Annotated in this window: 16 protein-coding genes and 2 tRNA genes; 4 read left to right on the top strand and 14 right to left on the bottom strand. The window is 39.9% G+C overall.

What is annotated here, in order from left to right; genetic code table 11:
- Positions 1-119: 119 nt before the first annotated feature.
- Together BO15_RS0106200 and BO15_RS0106195 are read right to left on the bottom strand one after the other, a co-directional pair.
- A complete protein-coding gene (locus BO15_RS0106200) occupies positions 120-2,375 on the bottom strand; it encodes a hypothetical protein (protein WP_033153301.1) in 2,256 nt (751 codons plus the stop codon).
- A 133-nt stretch (positions 2,376-2,508) separates the two neighbouring features.
- Entirely contained in the window at positions 2,509-3,222 is a 714-nt protein-coding gene (locus BO15_RS0106195; RefSeq protein WP_033153299.1) for a LytR/AlgR family response regulator transcription factor, read from the bottom strand.
- Positions 3,223-3,313: 91 nt separating this feature from the next.
- Between BO15_RS0106195 and BO15_RS13125 the strand changes: the two genes are divergently transcribed.
- Together BO15_RS13125 and BO15_RS0106185 are read left to right on the top strand one after the other, a co-directional pair.
- Positions 3,314-5,944 (top strand): hybrid sensor histidine kinase/response regulator, encoded by a 2,631-nt coding sequence (locus BO15_RS13125; protein ID WP_167541214.1) that lies wholly within the window; start codon positions 3,314-3,316, stop codon positions 5,942-5,944.
- 22 nt (positions 5,945-5,966) lie between these two features.
- Positions 5,967-6,050 (top strand) — tRNA-Leu (locus BO15_RS0106185).
- A 179-nt stretch (positions 6,051-6,229) separates the two neighbouring features.
- Here the strand turns inward: BO15_RS0106185 and BO15_RS13120 are convergent.
- The gene (locus BO15_RS13120) at positions 6,230-7,372 is read right to left on the bottom strand and encodes a GGDEF domain-containing protein (protein ID WP_167541213.1); all 1,143 of its coding nucleotides are present in this window, start codon (positions 7,370-7,372) and stop codon (positions 6,230-6,232) included.
- 545 nt (positions 7,373-7,917) lie between these two features.
- Between BO15_RS13120 and BO15_RS0106175 the strand changes: the two genes are divergently transcribed.
- Positions 7,918-8,685 carry a nucleoside phosphorylase gene (locus BO15_RS0106175; RefSeq protein WP_033153297.1) on the top strand — a complete coding sequence of 256 codons (768 nt, stop codon included), beginning with the start codon at positions 7,918-7,920 and terminating at the stop codon, positions 8,683-8,685.
- Between the two features lie 66 nt (positions 8,686-8,751).
- Here BO15_RS0106175 and BO15_RS0106170 read toward each other — a convergent pair whose 3' ends face one another.
- On the bottom strand, positions 8,752-9,789 hold the full coding sequence (locus BO15_RS0106170; RefSeq protein ID WP_033153295.1) for a M42 family metallopeptidase: 1,038 nt from the start codon (positions 9,787-9,789) through the stop codon (positions 8,752-8,754).
- A 104-nt stretch (positions 9,790-9,893) separates the two neighbouring features.
- Positions 9,894-9,965, bottom strand: a tRNA-Thr gene (locus tag BO15_RS0106165).
- A 63-nt stretch (positions 9,966-10,028) separates the two neighbouring features.
- Here BO15_RS0106165 and BO15_RS0106160 point away from each other — a divergent pair.
- A complete protein-coding gene (locus BO15_RS0106160) occupies positions 10,029-11,297 on the top strand; it encodes a diaminopimelate decarboxylase (protein WP_033153294.1) in 1,269 nt (422 codons plus the stop codon).
- A gap of 53 nt (positions 11,298-11,350) precedes the next feature.
- Here BO15_RS0106160 and BO15_RS0106155 read toward each other — a convergent pair whose 3' ends face one another.
- From BO15_RS0106155 to BO15_RS0106120, 9 genes are all read right to left on the bottom strand, one after another.
- Positions 11,351-12,448, bottom strand: coding sequence for an HD-GYP domain-containing protein (locus BO15_RS0106155; RefSeq protein WP_033153291.1), 1,098 nt, complete (start codon positions 12,446-12,448; stop codon positions 11,351-11,353).
- An 8-nt stretch (positions 12,449-12,456) separates the two neighbouring features.
- Positions 12,457-13,401, bottom strand: coding sequence for an ABC transporter permease (locus BO15_RS0106150; protein ID WP_033153290.1), 945 nt, complete (start codon positions 13,399-13,401; stop codon positions 12,457-12,459).
- Position 13,402: 1 nt separating this feature from the next.
- Positions 13,403-14,548 (bottom strand): ABC transporter permease, encoded by a 1,146-nt coding sequence (locus BO15_RS0106145; protein ID WP_033153289.1) that lies wholly within the window; start codon positions 14,546-14,548, stop codon positions 13,403-13,405.
- Entirely contained in the window at positions 14,548-16,086 is a 1,539-nt protein-coding gene (locus BO15_RS0106140) for an ABC transporter ATP-binding protein (RefSeq protein WP_033153288.1), read from the bottom strand. Before BO15_RS0106140 ends, BO15_RS0106145 begins: the two co-directional genes overlap by 1 nt.
- A 160-nt stretch (positions 16,087-16,246) precedes the next feature.
- Positions 16,247-17,419 carry a BMP family lipoprotein gene (locus tag BO15_RS0106135; RefSeq protein ID WP_033153286.1) on the bottom strand — a complete coding sequence of 391 codons (1,173 nt, stop codon included), beginning with the start codon at positions 17,417-17,419 and terminating at the stop codon, positions 16,247-16,249.
- Positions 17,420-17,522: 103 nt separating this feature from the next.
- Positions 17,523-17,978, bottom strand: coding sequence for a cytidine deaminase (locus tag BO15_RS0106130; protein WP_033153284.1), 456 nt, complete (start codon positions 17,976-17,978; stop codon positions 17,523-17,525).
- 1 nt (position 17,979) lies between these two features.
- Complete coding sequence (locus BO15_RS0106125; protein WP_033153282.1) at positions 17,980-19,377, bottom strand: tetratricopeptide repeat protein; 1,398 nt, start codon at positions 19,375-19,377, stop codon at positions 17,980-17,982.
- A gap of 30 nt (positions 19,378-19,407) precedes the next feature.
- A complete protein-coding gene (locus BO15_RS13680; protein ID WP_167541212.1) occupies positions 19,408-19,551 on the bottom strand; it encodes a hypothetical protein in 144 nt (47 codons plus the stop codon).
- Positions 19,552-19,564: 13 nt separating this feature from the next.
- On the bottom strand, positions 19,565-20,965 hold the full coding sequence (locus BO15_RS0106120) for a FapA family protein (RefSeq protein ID WP_052169799.1): 1,401 nt from the start codon (positions 20,963-20,965) through the stop codon (positions 19,565-19,567).
- Positions 20,966-21,031: the final 66 nt, after the last annotated feature.

The raw sequence follows: 21,031 nt of genomic DNA, 5'->3' as shown, positions 1-21,031 counted from the left end.
TGTTATAAAATATAACACCGAAAATCGTTACGTACAATAACGCTGGCAAAATGTGACATTTTTTGGCAAGATGTTTCCACAAAAAAACTAGCCAGCATATGCTGACTAGTTAGTAACTATTACTGATTTAATTTATCGATGAGCTTTATAGCTGCTCGGCGCTTTGCTTCGAGGATACCAACGCCAACTCCTGCAGTTGAAACACCTGCAAGTCCGACGAACCATTTGCCTCTTTCCATGAGGCCTGCCAGGGTGATTCCTGTAGGTGACTGTTCCTCTTCGATTGTGACTGTTTCCTCTGGTGCAGGTTCCTCAGGCAGATCCTGTGGAATCTCTGCCTCGCCACCATATCCATATCCGCCAGCATTGCCACTTGGGAAAGTGATTATGTGAATCTCTTCTACTGATTCCTCATCTTCGATTTCTTCTTCCTCTAGCTCCTCCTCTTCGTTTTCCTCTTCATCTTGGATAACCTCTTCGGAATCTGCCGGAGCTAATACTATAGAAGAAACTGTGTTGAATCTGGCTTCATATGTTGATTTTGCTGTTGCTAAAGCTTCCTTTGCATCTGCCAGATTTGATTTTGCTATGTCGTAATCAGCCTGAGCTTTTTCAAGCTCACCCTGAAGTCTTGCAAGCTCCATTCCTGTATTAATATCGCTTGCGGCATCTAAATCTGCAATCTGCTGCTTCAAGCTAGATACTGTCTGCTTGGCTGATTCAAAATCCGCCTTTGCTGAGCTGACAGCCTCTGAAAGAGCTTTGTAAGCATTATATTTTTCAGTAATCTTTGATATATATGAAGCGTAATCCTTGGATGCGCTTGTAAATACCTGATTATTATTTACTTCGTAACCATAAGCCTCAGCTGTTGTTTTGTGCTCTGTAATGTTTAATAGCTTGCTTTTATCAAAAGCAACACCTGTAGCATTATTCTGAGTCTTAGCATCATCAACTATTGCATTTTTAAGGTCGTCCTCTGATGTGTATTTTGAGTTCTTAACAGTGGATGAAACGCTGGTGCCTTGGTAGTACCTGAAGTAGCCATATGGATATTCTGCTGCTGTACTTGTAACTACTCTTCCCTTTGTTTCTTCGAACTTAATCAAATCATTGAAATCACTATACGTCCATCTGTTTTCTGGACGCTTAGTATAAGTTGATTCAATCACCCAGCCATAATAACTAGGAATATAAAATCCTGTGGCAGTCCAATAAGAATACTCAATCACGCCATCCTTCAACTGCTCAGCCTCTTCCTTTGTAAGAGTCACTGTGTTGCCGTTGATGTCCTGGTATTCGTATACTAAATCTCTATCGTAAATACGAACCTCGCCAGATTTGTAATCTACCGTATATCCGTAATTAGCGCTTACAGTACGTACAACATTGCCATCGGCATCCACAATATCATATGAAATACCAATAACATTTCCTTTGTAAGGTGTGACTGTAAAGTTTGAAACAGACTGGCCATCAGCAAGCTCTGTGTTTGGTGCGTAGTAATGTTCTACCACCGTAGCGATGTATGATGTGACATCGGATTTATCTGCGTCTGCTGCAATAAGTGCATCGGCGCCAGCTGCTGCAAGGTCCTGGCCTGCTGCCTCTAGCTGCTCTTCTAATGAAGCGAGCTTTTCCTGGGCGTCTGTAAGTGTAGCCTCTGCATCTGATAAATCTGATGTAGCCTGTGATTTTTTATTATTGTATTCTTCAGCTGCAGCTTCGTATTCAGCTTTAGCTGATTCGTATTCTGAAAGTTTGTTGTTATAAGTTTCCTCTGCTGATGCGAACTGCTTTTCTGCTTCCTCAACAGTGGCGGTAGCATCTGCGATAATAGCTTCTGCACTTTCCTGATCAGTGTTTGTGTCTGCCACTGCAACCGCTGCTGCATTTGCCACTTCGCTAGCCTGGCCTGTGACCTGTGCTAAGCCTGAAGCAGTATCATTTGCTGAAGCAAGGCTTTCATCTGCTGCTGCAATGCTTGAATCCATGGAATCCTTTGCATCTGCCACACCTGAAACTGCTGTAGCTGCATCAGCAACCTGAGTGTTTGCATCGGTAATATCCTGTGTGATTGCCTGTGAATCAGAAGTAGCGTTTTCCTCTACCACACCTGCATCTACTGCATCGCTTACCTCTGTAGAAACATCTGCATCAGCAAGTGTCTCTGCGACCGATTCAGTTACGCTAGCGCTACTTTCTACTGCAGCTTCCTCTGGCGAAACAACCTGCTGCTCTTTAGTATCTGAAGGCACAACAACAGAGCCTTCAGAATTCTCTGAAGCCTCTACCTGTATCGGAAATACGATACTACCAGCTAATGTAATTGTAGATAATCCAGCTGCCAAAGCCTTTGCTGAACCTCTCCTCATAACTTTCTGTGCCCTTTCAATTTAAAAAGTCCAAATTCCCTGCTTATAGCGTAACATAAAAAAAGTTAGACGCAACGCCCTTGGCAAGATTGATTAAAATCTGGCAAAAGTATTACGGCTAACTTAAAATATTTTATCTATTACTAAATTGATAATCCTTTATCTGTTGAGAAATTTCCGATACTTTACGAGCTGAAATCGGGAATATACTCTTATCATCCATGTAAATATCGCCACCCTCGAGGTGATGAATAAAGTCCATATTAATAATTATGCCGCGATTTACCATGATGAATCTTTTGTCTGCACCAGCCAAATCCAAGAATTCGCCTGATGTAAGTCTGACTCTGCTGGTTGTGCCATCATCCTTGTTGATTTCCAGGTAATGGCCATCTGTTGTTACTGAGATAATATCCTTTAAATATACCTTTTCATCTATCGGCCCAGCTGATAGTTTAATAAAGGCTGCATCCATAGGTGTATGCTCAATTATCTCTGTCAGAACCTGATCTATTCTTTCTATTGTAAATGGTTTTGTGACGTAGTCAAATGCATGTAGTGAAAATGCATCTGGATAATGACCTTCCGACGCTGTCATGAATATAAGGAAAGTCCTCTCCGTCATCTCTCTAAGTTTTTTTGCTGCTTCTATGCCATCCATGTCCGGCATGAAGATGTCCATGAATACAATGTCGAATCTTCTTTCTGATAAAACAGAGATAAAATCTGGTCCGCTTGAGAATTCCTCAACTTCTAGAGGTATCTCCTTGCTCGCAGAAAGTTTTTCTACCATCATTTTCAATTGCATTCTAAATATACTTTCGTCATCTATTACTGCAACTCTCATATTGGCCCCCTATATCTTTGTATAAGAAATGATACCACAATTTTCTCAAGTTGATAATGAAAATCAGAAAATTATTTTATATAATGATTTTATGGAACTTTTAATTAACAATATTACATACATTAACATAATAATTTTGCTGGCTGGAGCCACCTCGCTGCACCTTGGTGCAAGCTTTTTAAAGAGGGAGAAACACACTAAAGGATTTTTCAAATATTCGGTGTTCATGCTAGCCTTAGGAAATGGTCTATGCTGTATGGGATACTCTATCATGTCCCTCAGCCCAGACCTTAGATTTGCATACTATTTTAGAGTGCTGGGGCTAATTGGAATCGATATTTATCTTATGGCTGAAATCCTTCTTGTAACCAGCTGTTTGAATTTCAGCCGATTTGCAGAGTACTTGATTATCGGTTTGTCCGGTCTGGCATCCCTATTCGATATTGTAATTTTCGGTAGTAGAGAATCTGATACTTTTGTACGCTATGAAAACTACACCGCATATGTCCGTCTGGATCCATATCGACACCTTTTCCATTATACGTTCTTAACTATAATGGGAATTTCTATGTTCATAATCGCCTGCGTTTGGGCTGTAAATGTTCGATTTAAACGAGAAAAACGTCTCGTATTTTTCGCATATGTTTCAAACTTGATTCTGGCTGCATCATGCATTCCAGATTTCCGTATATACGATAGTGATTTTAATCTCACCCACGTGTTTTATTGCACTGGTATGCTTTTCGCATTTATTGTTTTCTTTGTTGCATCCAACAACTATATGATGTTCAACATCACCGTTAACAGTATCAGTAAAGACATTTTTTCTACATTAGGTACTGGCCTTTTAGTATTTGACACCAACTATCATCTTAATCTATCCAATGAATACGCTGACAAACTTCTGGGGCTTGATAATGAACCACATCGTATTCGTTTAAAGGAGATTTTTGAGTTAAAAACAGGTGAACCGCTGAAGATGTTTGAAAAAGCCTCCAGTGGAGATATAATTGACTATCGATTGACGTCAAAGTTGACAAACAAGGTTATCCTAGTCAATTTCTCTTGCAAATTTGACCGAAGCAACCAGCCAATGTGCTACATCCTCGTAGCTACAGACCTTACAGAGGAAAACAGACTTATCGATGAGGCACAGGCTGCTAATAAAGCAAAGTCAGAATTCATCAGTAATATTTCTCATGAAATCCGTACTCCTATCAATATTATTTCCGGTATGGATGAACTGATTCGTCGCGAATGCAAGGATGAAACTATTTTGAAGTACGCCGAAAACATCAACGTTGCTTCGAAGAACCTTACATCTTTAATAAATGATGTGCTCGATTTCTCAAAGATTGAATCAGGTAAGCTTGAAGTTGTTTCCGGGGAATACAACATTCAGCACCTTTTGATAGAGTGCTATCACATGTTTGCAGGCCTTTCTTCACAGAAGAATCAAATGCTTTCATTTACTTGCGACCCAAATCTTCCTGCAGGATTGATTGGTGATGACATTAGAATTAAGCAGATTCTATCTAATCTTCTATCTAACGCTGTGAAATACACTCCAGAAGGTGGAAGCATACAATTTAGCGCTACATACAAAGAGAGAAACGATAACTTCCTTGCACTTGTTATCCAGGTCAAGGACAATGGTATCGGTATAAAAGAGGAAGACTTACCTCATATTTTTGAGAACTTCCAGCGATTTGAGCTTTCTAGAAACAGAACAATCCAGGGTACTGGCCTGGGCTTAACCATCACTCAAAACCTGGTATCCTTACTACACGGTGTTATCAACGTAGAAAGTACTTACCAGCATGGCTCTACATTCACCGTTGAAATACCTCAGCAGATAAGCAACCCTGAGCCAATCGGTGAGTTAACTGATTTGGATATGCGCAAGAAGCTTACCTATACCAATAGCTTTATTGCACCAAAAGCTCGAATACTTGCAGTAGACGATGTGCAAATGAATCTGGATGTATTTGTTGGTCTATTAAAGAAAACGCAGATACAGATTGATACCGCTTTAAACGGGCCTGACGCTCTTGCGTTATCCCATAAACGTAAATACGATATCATCTTCCTGGATCACATGATGCCAGAGATGGACGGTATTGAAGTGCTTAAACGCATTCGAGCAAACGGTGCCAGTGCAAACCTTGAAACACCTGTTGTTATGCTCACTGCTAATGCAATGATGGGTGCTGATAAGAAATACTTGGAAAACGGATTTACGGATTATCTTTCAAAACCTATAAAACCTGATGCTTTGGATGAAATGGTACTTAAGCATTTACCAGAGGAACTGATTCAAGCGGAGGAGGAACCAAAAGCCGATTCTAATCAGGAACCAGAAGAAAGCGAATTCATCAAGTCACTTAGCTTTATAGATGCCAAGGCAGGCTTAGCATTTGCTGCAGGCGACGAAGATTTCTATCGCCAGATTGTGACTACATTTGTTAACGAGGACAAGCGAGAAGCGTTAAACAGCCTACTTCAAAAAGAGGACTGGGCTAATTATCAAATCATCGCCCACTCCCTCAAAGGTACCGCTCTCACCATCGGTGCCGAGGATCTTTCCAGTGCCGCAAAAGAACTCGAATTCGCAGCAAAAGAAAACAAAATTGACTATATTAAAAGCCATCACAACGACGTCATTGACCAGTACGGAAAGTTGCTAGAAAAACTAAAAAACGCATTGCAATTATCAATCTAATTTAGTATACTAGTCTGCGGACGCCGGCTTGTCGGAATTGGCAGACGAGGCAGACTCAAAATCTGTTGATGGCAACATCGTGCGGGTTCAAGTCCCGCAGCCGGCATATGGAAATGAAAAAGACCTAGGTACATACCTAGGTCTTTTTCTATAAAATTAAAAATAACTCTGTATTTTCCTCCCCAACATTGTTATACTATCCATTAAAAATTAAGTTCAAAAAAATAATCAGAATAAAAATAATCGGAGTGCCTACTATAAGTGCTATTAAATAGATTTCACACACTATACTCTTAAGATACTTGGTAATTCTACCACAACCTGATTCTTTCCATGGCGCTTGCCATAATAAAGCTTGGCGTCAGCGTCTTCCATCATGTCCTTAATTGTTAGACCATCATGGTATTCACTTACACCCATAGTTACAGTAACCCCAACGGCTTCTTCTTTTTTATATTTTAGTCTGTCATCAGCAATATCTTTCCTTATACGTTCTGCCGCAGATTGTGCCTGTTCCTTTGGTGCCTTGAGCATAATGCATATCTCTTCTCCTCCCCATCTAAAAACATAATCAGTTTTCTTTACGCCAGTAAGAATTGAATGGGCTACATATTTAAGTACCTCGTCACCAAAGTCGTGACCATAGGTATCATTGACATGCTTAAAATCATCTATATCCGCCATAATGATGCAGAATGTAGATTTTTCTTTTTGCGACTGCTTAATTACTTTTTTTAGCAAACTATCCATTGTTCTTCGATTAAGAAGATGTGTCAGAGTATCATAATTTGCATACTTTTCCAGCTCATCAATCAGGTATTTACTTCCTAAATGAGTCAAACTTAAAAGTAGAAATGCTGAGAAGATCAAGTAGCTTATTCTTATTAGATAAAACGGTATATGGTTAGGGCCATCTGGTTCCCACATTATTTCAGGAGAAATAATCCAAGAAAGCACCGTTGAGGCCAAAACTGCTGCTGTTACAACACTTGTAAGCCTCATATCAAAGAAGAAAACGGTAAAGAATATAAAGAATGGCGCAAAAGCCCACCACTGGCCATAAGGAATCAAATAGATTGTAAAATTAAATTGAATAATAATGCCAATTCCTACCGCGATTTTATGCAGCTTCAACTTGCTCTGTTTTTCCAGACTGTCGCCCTGCAGACCTGCACGATAAAAGTGAAGAGCCAACATAAAATAACAAAGATTTGTTAAATCAAAAATCAGCAATGCATCCCATGAAACCTCTTGATAGAATCCTGCTATTTTGGTCAGAGTATATGCTACTGCTGATGTAGCTGCAACGGTAGTCGGAATAAGTATTACAAACCTGTACACTCTAGCCAAAAACACATCCAATGCTGACAGACCAACCATTGGTTCATATTCTTCTTTAGTAAACTGACCATACTGTTTTTCCGCCATAAATTTAAACATACTCCTTCCATTATTAAATTAGATTAGCATTTAATTGTTTTAATTCTGTGTCAAATATGTGGAAAGACTTCAAAAGGGGCTGTCGCTTTAGATGATTTGTTAATGGATGTGACTCCTATGGTTGAAGGCTTATTTTTATTTATTTCTACATATAAAAAATTAAGTTCAAAAAAATAATCAGAAAAAAATAATCGGAGTGACAAGACTTGAACTTGCGGCCTCTATATCAAAGCTGCACAAACCGTTTATCGCAAGTCGACGAGAGTATGCTGCTTTCGAGATGCTTAGTGATATATACAATACATGTATATAATTAACCCATAAAAAAAGAATGGATATACCATTCTTAATCCCGCCGATGGAATATTTGGATTCGGGCATTACCCATGCCTTCCTGCGGTCTAATTAAAAGCTACCATCATCAGCGAATATTATCAATAGTTTTTTCTAAATAATATTTATTATTTACTAACTCTGTATTTTCCTCCCCAACATTGTTATACTATCCATTAAAAATATAAGGGAGGAACATCATGATTATTAAACACGAAATACCAATACTTGAATACGACGACCACTCAGCTGAAGTAATAGCTCCAGCATATGAATGGAATAATGTAACCCTTCCAAAGAAATGTCTTTTTGCATTCCTTGGAGATGTAGTTGAAAACTATGCCAAGGAAAATAATGCCAAGAAAGTGGAAGAATTCAAAACTTTTTCTCACATTGTAAATATTTATGTTTTAAAAAATGGAGACGAAGATATCTGCCTGGTGCAGCCAATAATCGGTGCTCCTGCCGCTGCTTCACTTTTGGATTCGTTGATAGCATGCGGGTGTGAAAAGATAATTGCAGTTGGTTCCTGCGGTGTACTGGCTGATTTACCAGAGAACGCCTTTATCGTCCCAACAAGAGCTCTTAGAGCCGAGGGCACTTCATATCATTACCTTCCTGCTTCTCGCTTTATCGAGCTTGATCCAGAGCCTGTGGAGGCCATTGAAAGCTGTTTCAAAGCTCATAATCTTCCATTTGTAACCTGCACCACCTGGACTACAGATGCATTTTTCAGAGAAACAAAAGATATGGTTAAACACAGATTAGATGAGGGTTGTTCTGTTGTTGAAATGGAATGCTCTGCCCTTGCCGCTGTCAGCAGGAAACGCGGTGCCAAGTTTGGACAGTTCCTTTTCACTGGAGATTCTTTGGCAAATGTTCATGATTATGATGCAAGAGATTTCGGCAAAGACTCTCACGAAAAAGCTTTATTGCTGGGACTTGATGTATTAAAACACTATAACTAAAACTATAGATAAATTTAAAAAGACAAGGCTCACAAAAAAGCCTTGTCTTTCTTAATATAATCAAATTTATTTTACGTAATTGATAAGAAGCTTGAATGTGTTTTCAACACCCTTCTTGTGAGAGCGTTCGTATCCGTGGCTTGCATAAACACCAGATCCGATAAGTCCATGTTTTACATCGTAGCCCGCGTTAAGAGCCGCATCAGCGTCTGAACCATAGTGAGGGTAAACATCTACGGCAAAATCAATTTCGTTGTCTTTAGCGGCCTTTATCAAAGCAGAAACCACATCATAGTTGTAAGGGCCACCGCTATCCTTTGCACAGATACTTACCTGTGTCTCTTTACAATCAAGGCCCTCACCAATGCATCCCATATCTACCGAAAGGATCTCTGTAACGCCATCTGGAACGGTTCCGCATGCGCCATGTCCCACCTCTTCGTAAACAGTGATGTGATGGTATACCTTTCTCTCTGGTGTGATTTTGTTGTCTGCCAAATATTTAGCCTGTCCAAGAAGAATTCCAACAGAAAGCTTATCATCAAGAAAACGGCTTTTGATGTAGCCTGACTCTGTAACTCTTGTGCGTGGCTCGAAAGCAACAATATCGCCAATCATAATGCCAAGAGCTTTTGTGTCATCTGCAGATGAAACTTCCTCATCAACAACCACTTCCATACCCTTAAACTCACGTGTCTTTGTAGAGTAATCTCCATTAACGTGAACAGATGCATCATTAAGCTGAAATGTTCCCTCGTAAACCTTGCCATCTCTTGTGTAGATGCGACAGTTCTCAGACTCACCATTGTTTGGATTGAATCCACCAAGTGGAGTAAGCTCAAGATTTCCGTTGTCCTTAATCTTGCAAACCATTCCACCAAGTGTATCCATGTGAGCTTCGATAAGAAGCGCATCATCCTCTGCCTTTCCTCCCAAATCAACAAGGATACCGCCCTTAGTGGTCATCTGAGGCTTGTAACCAAGCTTTTCATATTCTGCCATAAGATGCTTAGCAGCAGTGGCTGTGAACCCTGTAGGGCTATCTATGCCCAGAATATCAACAGTTTGATTTACCATGTAGTCTACGTATTTACTAGTGTCCATTTATATACCTCCTAAAATTATAATCAGTTGTGTAAAACCAGTTTACATTAACACTTTATTATGTTAAAGTATTCCCAATCAGAGAAAAGAAGATAATAAAAAAGAGCTGGTGACGGGAATTGAACCCGTGACCCCTTCCTTACCAAGGAAGTGCTCTACCTCTGAGCCACACCAGCTTGCTTATTCAGCAAGAAAAAGCATATCAAAGTTGAGTATCATTGTCAAGGAGATGAATAGCTATGAAAACCCCATTTGTTACAAAAGAAAAGATTCAAGAAATTACACAAACAATCCCAACTCCTTTCAACATTTATGACGAAAAAGGAATCCGAGAAAATGCCCGTGCAGTAAACAAGGCATTTAGCTGGAATAAAGGTTTTAAAGAATATTTTGCAGTTAAGGCAAATCCAAACCCATTCATCCTAAAAATTCTTCAGGAAGAAGGTTGCGGCGTTGACTGTGCATCATATGTAGAGCTTGCATTATCAGACCAGATTGGTTTCAAAAAAGACGATATAATGTTTTCTTCTAATGATACTCCTGCTAGCGAATTCAAGTACGCTGATGAATTAGGTGTTATCGTAAACTTAGACGACTTTACACACATTGATTTCTACGAGAAAGCCGTTGGTCATTTTCCTAAGAAGATGTGTTGCAGATACAATCCAGGCGGTGTATATGAGCTTTCAAACGGTATTATGGATAATCCTGGGGATAGCAAGTATGGAATGACTAAAGAGCAGATTTTCGAGGCATATCAGGTTCTTAGAGATAAGGGTGTTGAGGAGTTCGGAATCCATGCATTCTTAGTTTCAAATACTGTTACAAATGATTACTACCCTGCCCTTGCAAAGACTTTGTTCGAGCTTATTGTTGAGCTTAAGGAAAAGACAGGTATTGCTATTTCATTTGTTAATCTTTCTGGTGGTGTTGGTATTGCATACCGTCCAGATCAAAAACCAAACGATATTGCAGTGATTGGTGAAGGCGTTCACAAGGCATTTGATGAAATTCTAGTTCCTGCAGGTCTTGGAGATGTTGCCATTTTCACTGAGATGGGTCGTTTTATGATGGGACCTTACGGTGGACTTGTTACAACAGCAATCCACGAAAAGCACATTTACAAGGAGTACATCGGAGTAGATGCATGTGCTGTAGACCTTATGCGTCCAGCTGTATACGGTTCATATCATCATGTAACAGTTCTCGGAAAGGAAAATGCTCCTGAGGATAAGGTATACGATATCACCGGTTCTCTCTGCGAAAACTGCGATAAATTTGCTGTAGACCGTCAGCTTCCACAAATCGACATGGGAGACATCCTATTTATCCACGATACAGGTGCTCATGGTTACTCAATGGGATATAACTACAACGGAAAGCTAAAGAGCGCCGAAGTTCTTCTTAAGGAAGATGGAAGCTTCAAGCTTATCCGTCGTCCAGAAACAATCAAGGATTATCTTGCTACATTCGATGGACTTGGAGTTGTTGATAATCTATTAAAATAATCACTTATATGTGCATAAACAAAAAGCTAGGAGCAATAACTCCTAGCTTTTCTTTATATACAAGCTCTAATATACAAATCTGTACGCTCCTGCAAATCTACAAACGAACCGTCATCCAGCTGTATTAGCGGACTTGCTAAAGCGTTCTTTTTAACCATAGTGATAATTCCACGAGAATTATCCGAAAGAAGCACACCCGTCCCAATATAGGACTGGGCAATGTTCTGTAGAAAGACATGTAAGACATTTTGATCGTATTTGCTTGGCTCCACTCTTTGGAACTGAGCAATTACTTCAAATGGACAAATTCCAGCTCGATAAACTCTATCAGCTGTCATCGCATCATACACATCTGTAATAGCTATTATCTTTGAAAAAGGATTAATAAAGTCCTTTGTAAGCCCATAAGGATAACCGCTGCCATCATTACGCTCATGGTGCTGAAGAGCTGCAAGCTTTATGCGTCTGTCTATTGGCAAATCACTAAGCAGATTATATCCAAGAAGTGGATGCTCAGCCATTCGGCCAAACTCTTCTGCATTAAGTGGACCTGGCTTTGTCAAAATACTGTGAGGCACAAGAGATTTTCCTATATCGTGATAAAGACCACACATAGTAAGAACATCCAGCTCTTTCTCATCTGTAATACCAAGCCATCCTCCACATACCCTGGAAATGATTGCCACGTTAACAGAATGCCTGAATGTGCTACGGTCAATCTCCTGAATGTTTAGCATCATAGCCATAATGCCAAGACCTGTAGAATGCTTTTCAAACACCGAATGAATCTCCTGGATTAATTCGGTATCATCCAATGCCCCCTGTTTCTCAACCAAATCACTGATAATCCCTTCAAGCCTATCGGAGCATTTTTCATATGCTCGTTTAAACTCTTTGAACTCCTCACTGTTGAGAATTCGCCAAGACTGGGTCTCACCGATGAACTCATCAGGCGCATCAAATTGATATTTTTCAATCGCATCTTCCTCGTCCTGAATCTTGAGTTCTTTGATGCCATAATAGCTCATGTGCAAAAGCTGCTGAGCTGTTATGGCAGTACCTTCATCGGCAAGAACCTGTCCCTTAGGACTTATTATCTTTTCAGCCAGAATCATTCCCGGCTTCATTTCGTCTACGTTAATAATTTTCATATGACAATTTATCTAGCACCTTTATCGTATGGAATTCCTTCTGCCTTTGGTGCACGTGAATTCTGTGATGTAAATGCAAGAACGATAAGTGAAACAATGTAAGGGAACATGTTGTAAACAGTTCCTGAAATAGGTAATGCGTGTAAGAATCCGATTGCTGTATATACGTTTGAAAGTGATCTAAATACAGCGAAAAGAATTGCTGACCATGCAATACGCTCTGGCTTCCACTGACCAAAAATCATAACTGCAAGAGCAAGGAAACCTGCTCCGGCAACACCGTAATCAAAATGCCATGTTGAGTTTGCTGCTGCGATATAAATGATTCCACCGAGACCTGCAAGGAATCCTGAAATAAGAACACCTGCATATCTCATTGCGTAAACATTGATACCTACTGAATCAGCTGCCTGTGGATGCTCACCACATGCTCTAAGTCTAAGAGCAAACTTTGTCTTGTAAAATACAATAATTGCTGCTACAAGAAGAACTAAACCAACAACTTCAAACCAGTTGAAGTCGATTTTGCTAGTGTGAATAATAAATGCTTTGTAACCTCTGTTGTAATCAAGCTTTGCAGAGAAATCTGAACCGTGAGAACGAGTTGTGTTGAAAGCCTTGATAATAACAGTAGCTGCTGCTGTTGCAAGCATGTTTACAGCTGTACCTACAAGGGTCTGATCTGCCTTGAAGTTGATGCAGGCAACTGCGATTAACAGTGATGAAAGCATACCTGCGATTGCTGCTGCACAAAGTGTGCAAACGATGATTGCTGCCTTTGGCCAATTTTCAGGAACAAGAACCATTACCATAGCACCTGCCATAGCTCCGAATACCATGATTCCTTCAAGACCAAGATTGATGATACCGCTTCGCTCTGAGAACATACCACCCAAAGCTACAAGAATCAGTACTGCTGATGAGATGAGGGTGTATTGAATAAGTAAAGCCATACTACACCTCCTTTTCTTCAGCTTTTGCTGACTTTGTTGCTGGCTCGGCATTGGCGTTAACCTTTACCTTAGCTGGTCTATTAACTACTGACTTAAAGAACAATACGAAACCGCAAAGGTAAATGATAATAGCTATAACTAAATCAGCAACCTGTGGGTTGTAATAGTTTGTGTTGAGGTACTGACCACCAAGAGTAATGTACTCTACAAATAAGCCAGCGAAAATTGTTCCAATTGGATGTAAACCACCAAGGAACGCAACGGCGATTCCTGAGAATCCCATGCCTGGAACTGAAGCAGAAATTGTGTAATGCTCCATTCCTGTAAGATAGAACTGAGAAGCTGCAAATCCTGAAATAGCACCTGAAATAACAAGTGTAAGGATGATATTACGCTTTGCATTCATACCTGCATATTTAGCAGCCTCTTTGTTGTGACCTGTTGCCTTTAATTCATAACCAAATGTTGTCTTGTTAAGAACTACAAGGATTGCGATAGCAATAATAATTGTTGCTGGTATTGCGATTGTTGTGTATTTATTGCCACCGAAGAAATCCTGTATGAATCCAGGTAATATTGCTGAAGGGTTAACTGATACAATATCAAATGTCTCAGACTTTGTCTGATTCATACATTTTTCGCCACCAATGATAATATTGCAAAGATATAAGCCAATCCAGTTGAGCATGATACCTGCGATAACTTCGTTTACGTTGAAGTATGCCTTAAGGAGTCCTGCCATAAATCCCCAAAGAGCACCTGCAGCAATTGCTGCAACAACACATAAGAACCAATTCCAACCCAATGCCAATGAGCAATAAAGGCTGGCGATAATACCTACTGTGTACTGACCGGCAGCTCCGATATTGAATAAGCCTGCCTTGTAAGCAAAAAGAATTGCTTCAGCACAAAGAATAAGTGGCATTGATTTTACAAGGAATGATCCCATGTATTTCATAAGAACTGTTGCGTTCCCGCTAAACTTGAAAAAGTTTGTAATGATTGCCTGCATACCTTCAGTCGCATGCTCAGCATTCATTGTAAGTAGAATGATATATCCGATGAATATACCTAAAACTGCACATAGAATTGACGCAATAATCGTCTGAACGGCAGGGCGTCTAAAAAAGCTAATCTTCTCTCCCATTAGTTAGCCTCCTTTCCGTTGTCTCGCTTTGCGCCTGACATATAAAGGCCGAGTTCCTGAAGTGTAGTCTGCTTTGGATCTAACTCTCCAACGATTTCGCCTTCATACATAACAAGAATTCTATCAGATAGGTTCATAACCTCATCCAACTCTAAAGAAACAAGTAAGATTGCCTTACCGTTGTCTCTTTCTTTAACGATTTCCTCGTGGATATATTCGATAGCACCAACATCAAGACCTCTTGTAGGCTGAACAGCAACAAGAAGCTCATGGTCTCTATCCATCTCACGAGCAACGATAGCCTTCTGCTGGTTACCACCAGACATAGAACGGACAATTGTGCGAGCGCCCTGACCAGAACGAACATCAAATGCACTTGCAAGTCTGTCAGAGTACTGTCTCATCTCTTTCTTTTTGATAAGTCCACCCTTTTGGAAAGCTGGCTCGAAATATCTCTGAAGAATCATGTTTTCCTCGAGAGTATAGTCAAGAACAAGACCATGCTTATGTCTGTCTTCTGGGATATGACTCATACCATGTGTGTTCTTATATCTAATAGATTTCTTTGTGATATCCTCACCACAAAGAGTGATTTTACCACTTGAAATATCATCGAGACCTGTAAGAGCTCCAACGAACTCTGTCTGACCGTTTCCGTCGATACCAGCGATACATACGATTTCACCAGCGCGAACATTGAATGAAACGTTGTGTACAGAATCATTTGCATGAATCTTACTCTTTACACAAACATTCTCTACCTTCAATACTTCTTTGCCAGGATTTGCTGGCGCCTTGTCTACTGCAAACTTTACATTACGTCCAACCATCATAGAAGAAAGCTCTTCCTTGGTAGTGTTTGCAACATCAACTGTACCGATGTATTTACCCTTTCTAAGGATTGAACATCTGTCAGCAACTTCCATGATTTCGTTGAGCTTGTGAGTGATGAAGAGGATTGACTTACCTTCTGCTGCAAGCTCCTTCATGATTTTCATAAGCTCATCTATTTCCTGAGGTGTAAGAACAGCTGTAGGCTCATCAAAGATAAGAACTTCGTTATCTCTGTAGAGCATCTTAAGGATTTCTACACGCTGCTGCATACCAACAGTGATATCCTCTACCATAGCATCAGGATCAACCTTAAGATTGTACTTTTCAGACAATCTAATAACCTTTGCTCTAGCTTCTTCCTTTGTGAGGAAACCAAACTTGCTTGGCTCTGATCCAAGAATGATGTTATCAAGTACCGAGAAGATATCTACCAACATAAAGTGCTGATGAACCATTCCGATACCAAGGTCTGTAGCATCATTCGGATTGCTAATTTTAACCTCTTTACCGTCTTTTTTAATTACTCCCTTTTCTGGAGTGTACAGTCCAAAAAGAACGCTCATAAGCGTGGACTTTCCAGCTCCATTTTCACCGAGAAGTGCATGAATTTCTCCGCGCTTAAGTTGCAAAGTGATGTCGTCATTTGCAATTATGCCTGGAAATTCTTTTGTAATATGCAGCATCTCAATTACATAATCTTCCATCGCAATACCTTTCTACAATAAAATTTTTGATTTACGCCTAGCCTGACTCAGCTAGCAAAACCATAAAAATCATTACACCTCATATAATGATTTTTAGAGCCTTGCTATAATTTCAAAAAAAGGGAAGGACTAAGCCTTCCCTTTGTAATCCAGTTACGCCTTAGTGAATATTATCAAACTCTGTAACCTTGATTGTTGTTGTTGGCATAGCATCGATGCTTACGTCAACTTTGATTGTTCCATCATACATCTGAGAAACAAGTGTGTTGTAATCATCAACTGTGAAGTTTTCCATTGTCCATGTGTCTGTTGGAAGCTGAACATAGTTTAAAGAAGGATCTGTACCTGATACAAGACCAAGGTTCTCGATCTTTCCTGCATGAGCATCCCACTTTCCATTGACAACATCTGTAAGTGTAGCCTCTACTGTTGCAGCAAGACCCTTCATAGCAGATGTTACGCAAAGACCATCAACATCATACTGATCGTGAATTACGCCTGACTGATCAACGTCGACACCAACAACGTGTCCGTTAGCCTTTACAGCAGCTTCGCAAGCTGATGTGTAGATACCACCACCACAAGCGAATACGATTTCAGTACCGTTTGAGTACCAAGAATCCATAGTAGCTGTGATAGCCTCATCACCCTGGAACTGACCACCATATACATAATTAACTTCAACCTCAGAAGAATTTCCAAGCTCCTCAGCAGCCTTATCAGCACCTGCTACGAAACCGTATCCATAACGGATAACAGCTGGAACAGCGATACCACCAAGGAAACCAAGCTTTGTATAGCCTTCTTTAACTACTGCATAACCTGCCATGTAACCAGCAAGCTCTTCCTGGTATGTGAATGCACATACGTTTGAAGGGATTTCTGTCATGCCTGCATCAGCGAAGTCGCCCTCACCACAGTCAAGTGCGATGATTGTAACATCTGGATAAGTGTCAGCAACTTCTGCAATCATAGCAGCAAAAAGATAACCTGGACAAACTACTACGTTGTAACCATCAGCTACTGCGTTCTCAAATGCAGCAACACGGTCATCGTCTGTGTTGTCTGCTGGCTTATAGTACTGGAAATCAGCACCTGTCTCAGCAGAAAATGCCTGAATAGCCTCGTATGTTGTCTGGTTGAATGACTGATCTGTGATATCACCAGAGTCAGTAATCATTGCGATTCTGAAATCGCTTGCTGCCTCAGATTCTGCAGCCCCCTCAGTTGTTGTAGCTGATGTGCTGTCAGATGATGCAGATGATCCACATGCAACAAATGTTGATACAGCCATTGCAGCTACGAGAAGTACACTTAATAACTTCTTTTTCATTCTTCTATTCCTCCTATTTGCTTTGTTTCTTCTGATAAAGAAACACATAGTTAAATTATAATTTATTTTGCTATTTTTGCAACAAATATAGGACTTTTTGTGACTATTCTATGTACAAGTTTTTAGGTCCAAACCCCAAAGGAAGTATCTCTTTAAGTGTTTTGTTTGTTATCTTGACATCATTCGGAGTAATGTTAGACAAATCGTCTACATTTTTAACTTCTGCAAGAATAATTCTAAATGTATCAGGATCACCAAATTCATTAAGAACCTGTCGGCATACACCGCATGGTGCACAAAGAGGAAGATCCTTTAGATTATCCATTCCACCAACTACTGCAATGGCTTCGTATTCTTTGTAGCCTTCACTTACCGCTTTGAATACTGCAGTTCGCTCAGCACAATTTGTAGGAGTGTACCCGGCATTTTCCACGTTACATCCCTTAAAAACTGTACCGTCTTTGCATAAAAGAGCTGCACCAACCTTATGATGTGAATATGGTGTGTACGCCATTTCTCTAGCTTCTAGAGCTAACTTTACTAATTCAAAATCTGTCATATTATTCACCTACTTCTGTAGCACTTAATTCGGTATCATCAGCTGCAAGGTAAACCTTTGCCTGCTTGCCCCATTTATTACTTGGATAAAGCTCAACAACACGATTAAAGCATTCAAGTGCTAACTCAGTCTCTCCTGTAAGTCTGTAGCAGTCTCCAAGTAAGAACAGAGCTGCTCCGCTATTGTATGTCTCGTCTATTTCAACAACTGTCTTGAAATTTGTGATTGCACTTTCATAGTTTTCTTCTGTATAGAAGTTGTTGCCATCATCGTAATATCCCTGGATAATTGTAGGTGACAAGCTAGCATATAAATTGTCGTATGCTGTCTGCCCCTGTTCCCCAAGAACATCTCTGGTGACAAGCTGAATGTAATCAGCTGCAGTTACGCTATCGCCCTCATTGTAATAATTCTGAGCAGCAAAAAGATTATCGTAAGATGTAGCAACATCCTGCTTATCATCATAAGCACTTAAGCTTGACTGTAAATTCTCAATTTCTGTTTGAAGAGATTCATTTTCTGTTTTTGCATCTGACAATTCTTCATTCAATGCAAGAACAGTGTCAGTATTATCATCTGTCATATTATCTCTTACTGTAGGTACAACAAGGAAGAAGCAAATCAACAAACCGATAACTAATCCAAGCAAAATATTCATGAAGCTTGCTCTTGAGTTGTCCAACATGCTTCTGAATGAATTCTCAGACATGATAACTGTATCGTTACCGTCTGCGAATGTGACTACATCATTTTTCTTTCTTCTTCTGCCTGTATTCTGTTCCTTAAGGCGTTCCTTAACCTCGTGGATATATCGTATAGTCGTAGTATTGTTGCTATCGATTTTAGCTGCCTGACTAAGGAACTTTCTTGCATCAGCATACTTCTTTTCCTGGATATAAAGAAGGGAAAGTAACTGCAAGGCCTTTACGAAATTGGGGTTCTGGCTTACAACCTTTTTCAGTTGAATCATCGCCAAATCTCTACTGCCCGCTTTGCAGTACTCAATAGCCTGATTATATTTTTTGATTGTGGAATTAGTCTTTGTTAAAAGACCTGGATCACTTTCAATTTCTGCAAGGTATCTATCTGCATCAGGATTATCTTCCTCCTGCAGATTTTTTGAGAGAACCCACTCATTTAAAGCTCTAACCATCTCTCCAGTCTGATAATAGCAGAGTCCAAGAAGGTTACGTGCTCTAGTATTATACTTGTAGTATTGAAGTGATGATTTCAGCGAATCAATTGCACCAGATAAATCTCTGACCTTGGCCTTTTCCAAGCCCTGATTATAGAACACATAAGATGTGTATATGATTTGTTTGTATAACAAAATATCGGCACCGCAGTTGTAACAAACTTTGTCGTTACCAACTTCGGCACCACACATAAAACATTGCATTTATTATTCTCCGTAAAATATAAGCTTCAATTATTTCCCATTATTCTGCTGAGTAGATAAGTTCATTAACAAGTCTGTTAAGTCTGTTAAATCTCTGGCCTTAATATCTGCCTCGGCCTGTTCTACTTCTATGGCAGGTTCATATTTTTTTAATTCTTCTTCGAAATCTATCATGATTTACCTCTGTCTAGCCTCTTATTTTAACCAGTCTTATGCCTTCTTCGCTTTTTTCTATCTCGATTGCTTCATGATTCTCATTGATACTTGCATGATGATCATCTACAGAAAGATTGCTTCCTGCATATAGACGTCTATACACCTTGATAGTAGCGCCCTTGCCAGACATAATAACTTCTTTCATGTAATTAAGCTTTTTTGTTTCCTCCAAAACGATAGCCTCATCTCGAATACGTACTCGGAGAAGTTGCATACGTCTTGGATCTTCTTTTACATTGATACCGCGTTCTTCGCCTAACTTGTCGAAATCCTCGATACCCTTTTTTATCTTCTGAACATTGGCAGTAAGTGCCATTATTTTCTTCGCTAACATTTCGTATTCAGCAGCACGCTCAACATCAACGCCTACCGATACATTTGTAATAGTTCCAAATGAGTTGCCTATATCATTGACTTCTACACCCTGAACCGCCGAAACATAGCCTCCTATAATAGAAGCATTGTTTCCATTTAATTCTATATGGCCATCACAGGAGATTTTACTCTTAAAGAAATAGTCTGCTGTAATATTGCCTGAACATGTGATGATTGCATACTCTACGAACTGAGCGGTTATAGAACCCTTGCAATCAATAACTGTTTTTTCATTTCCCTTTATGCCTGAAAGCAGGAATAAATCCTTACCTGCACGAATGTCACAGTCCTCTATAAGCCCATGTATTATGACATTTCCTGCTGCATCAATAACGGCACCATCATGTACGCCGCCATGCACAATAACATCACCATTAAACTTGATGTTACCGGTTTCAATACCAACATCCCCTTGCACTTCATGAACAGGAGAAACTAAAATCTTCCCCTGATTTACTTCTATTTTTCCAGTAATCTTTGCTGTGTATGTAAGATTGTCACTTGATCTATCGAAGCCTCGACCAATCAATGGTGGCAAATCTCTCACAGGCTTTGGTTCAAGAATCTGTCCACGTACAGACATACCTCTACTACCTTGAACCGCTGGGTGATATGTAGCAATAACATCGCCCTCCTGCACTGTCTCTATAGTCTTAATACTCATATAGTCGGCAGTGCCATCTGGACGAATTGTTGGTTTTCTATTGAAGTTTGTATCAAAAAGATACTCGTAATATCCTGGGGTACCTTGCTGCTGTGGTGTGCCCGTCGCAACCTTTATAGGCCTTCCGTAAATTGGACTATCGGCAAGCTTTGCCAGCATCTCCTGATCGATACCAAAGGAAACATTGGCATTATTCAAGAACCCAAGTAACTGTGCTGCAGTAAACTTAGGTACTTCATTTTTTCCATCAGGAATCTTGAAAGTCATAGTAGCTTCCAAGCCATCTGATGACACTTGTACTTTTGGTGCAAACGCGCTAACCGGCTGAGCCATAAGTCCCCCAAAACATTATGCTAGTAGTATTTTAAGTACATAATAACCATAGTAAATGTATAGTAC

This window comes from Pseudobutyrivibrio ruminis HUN009 (genome assembly GCF_000703005.1).
GTDB lineage: Bacteria > Bacillota > Clostridia > Lachnospirales > Lachnospiraceae > Pseudobutyrivibrio > Pseudobutyrivibrio ruminis_A.
The sequence above is the reverse complement of the archived record's forward strand: the minus strand, read 5'-3'. Positions and strand labels throughout refer to the sequence as shown.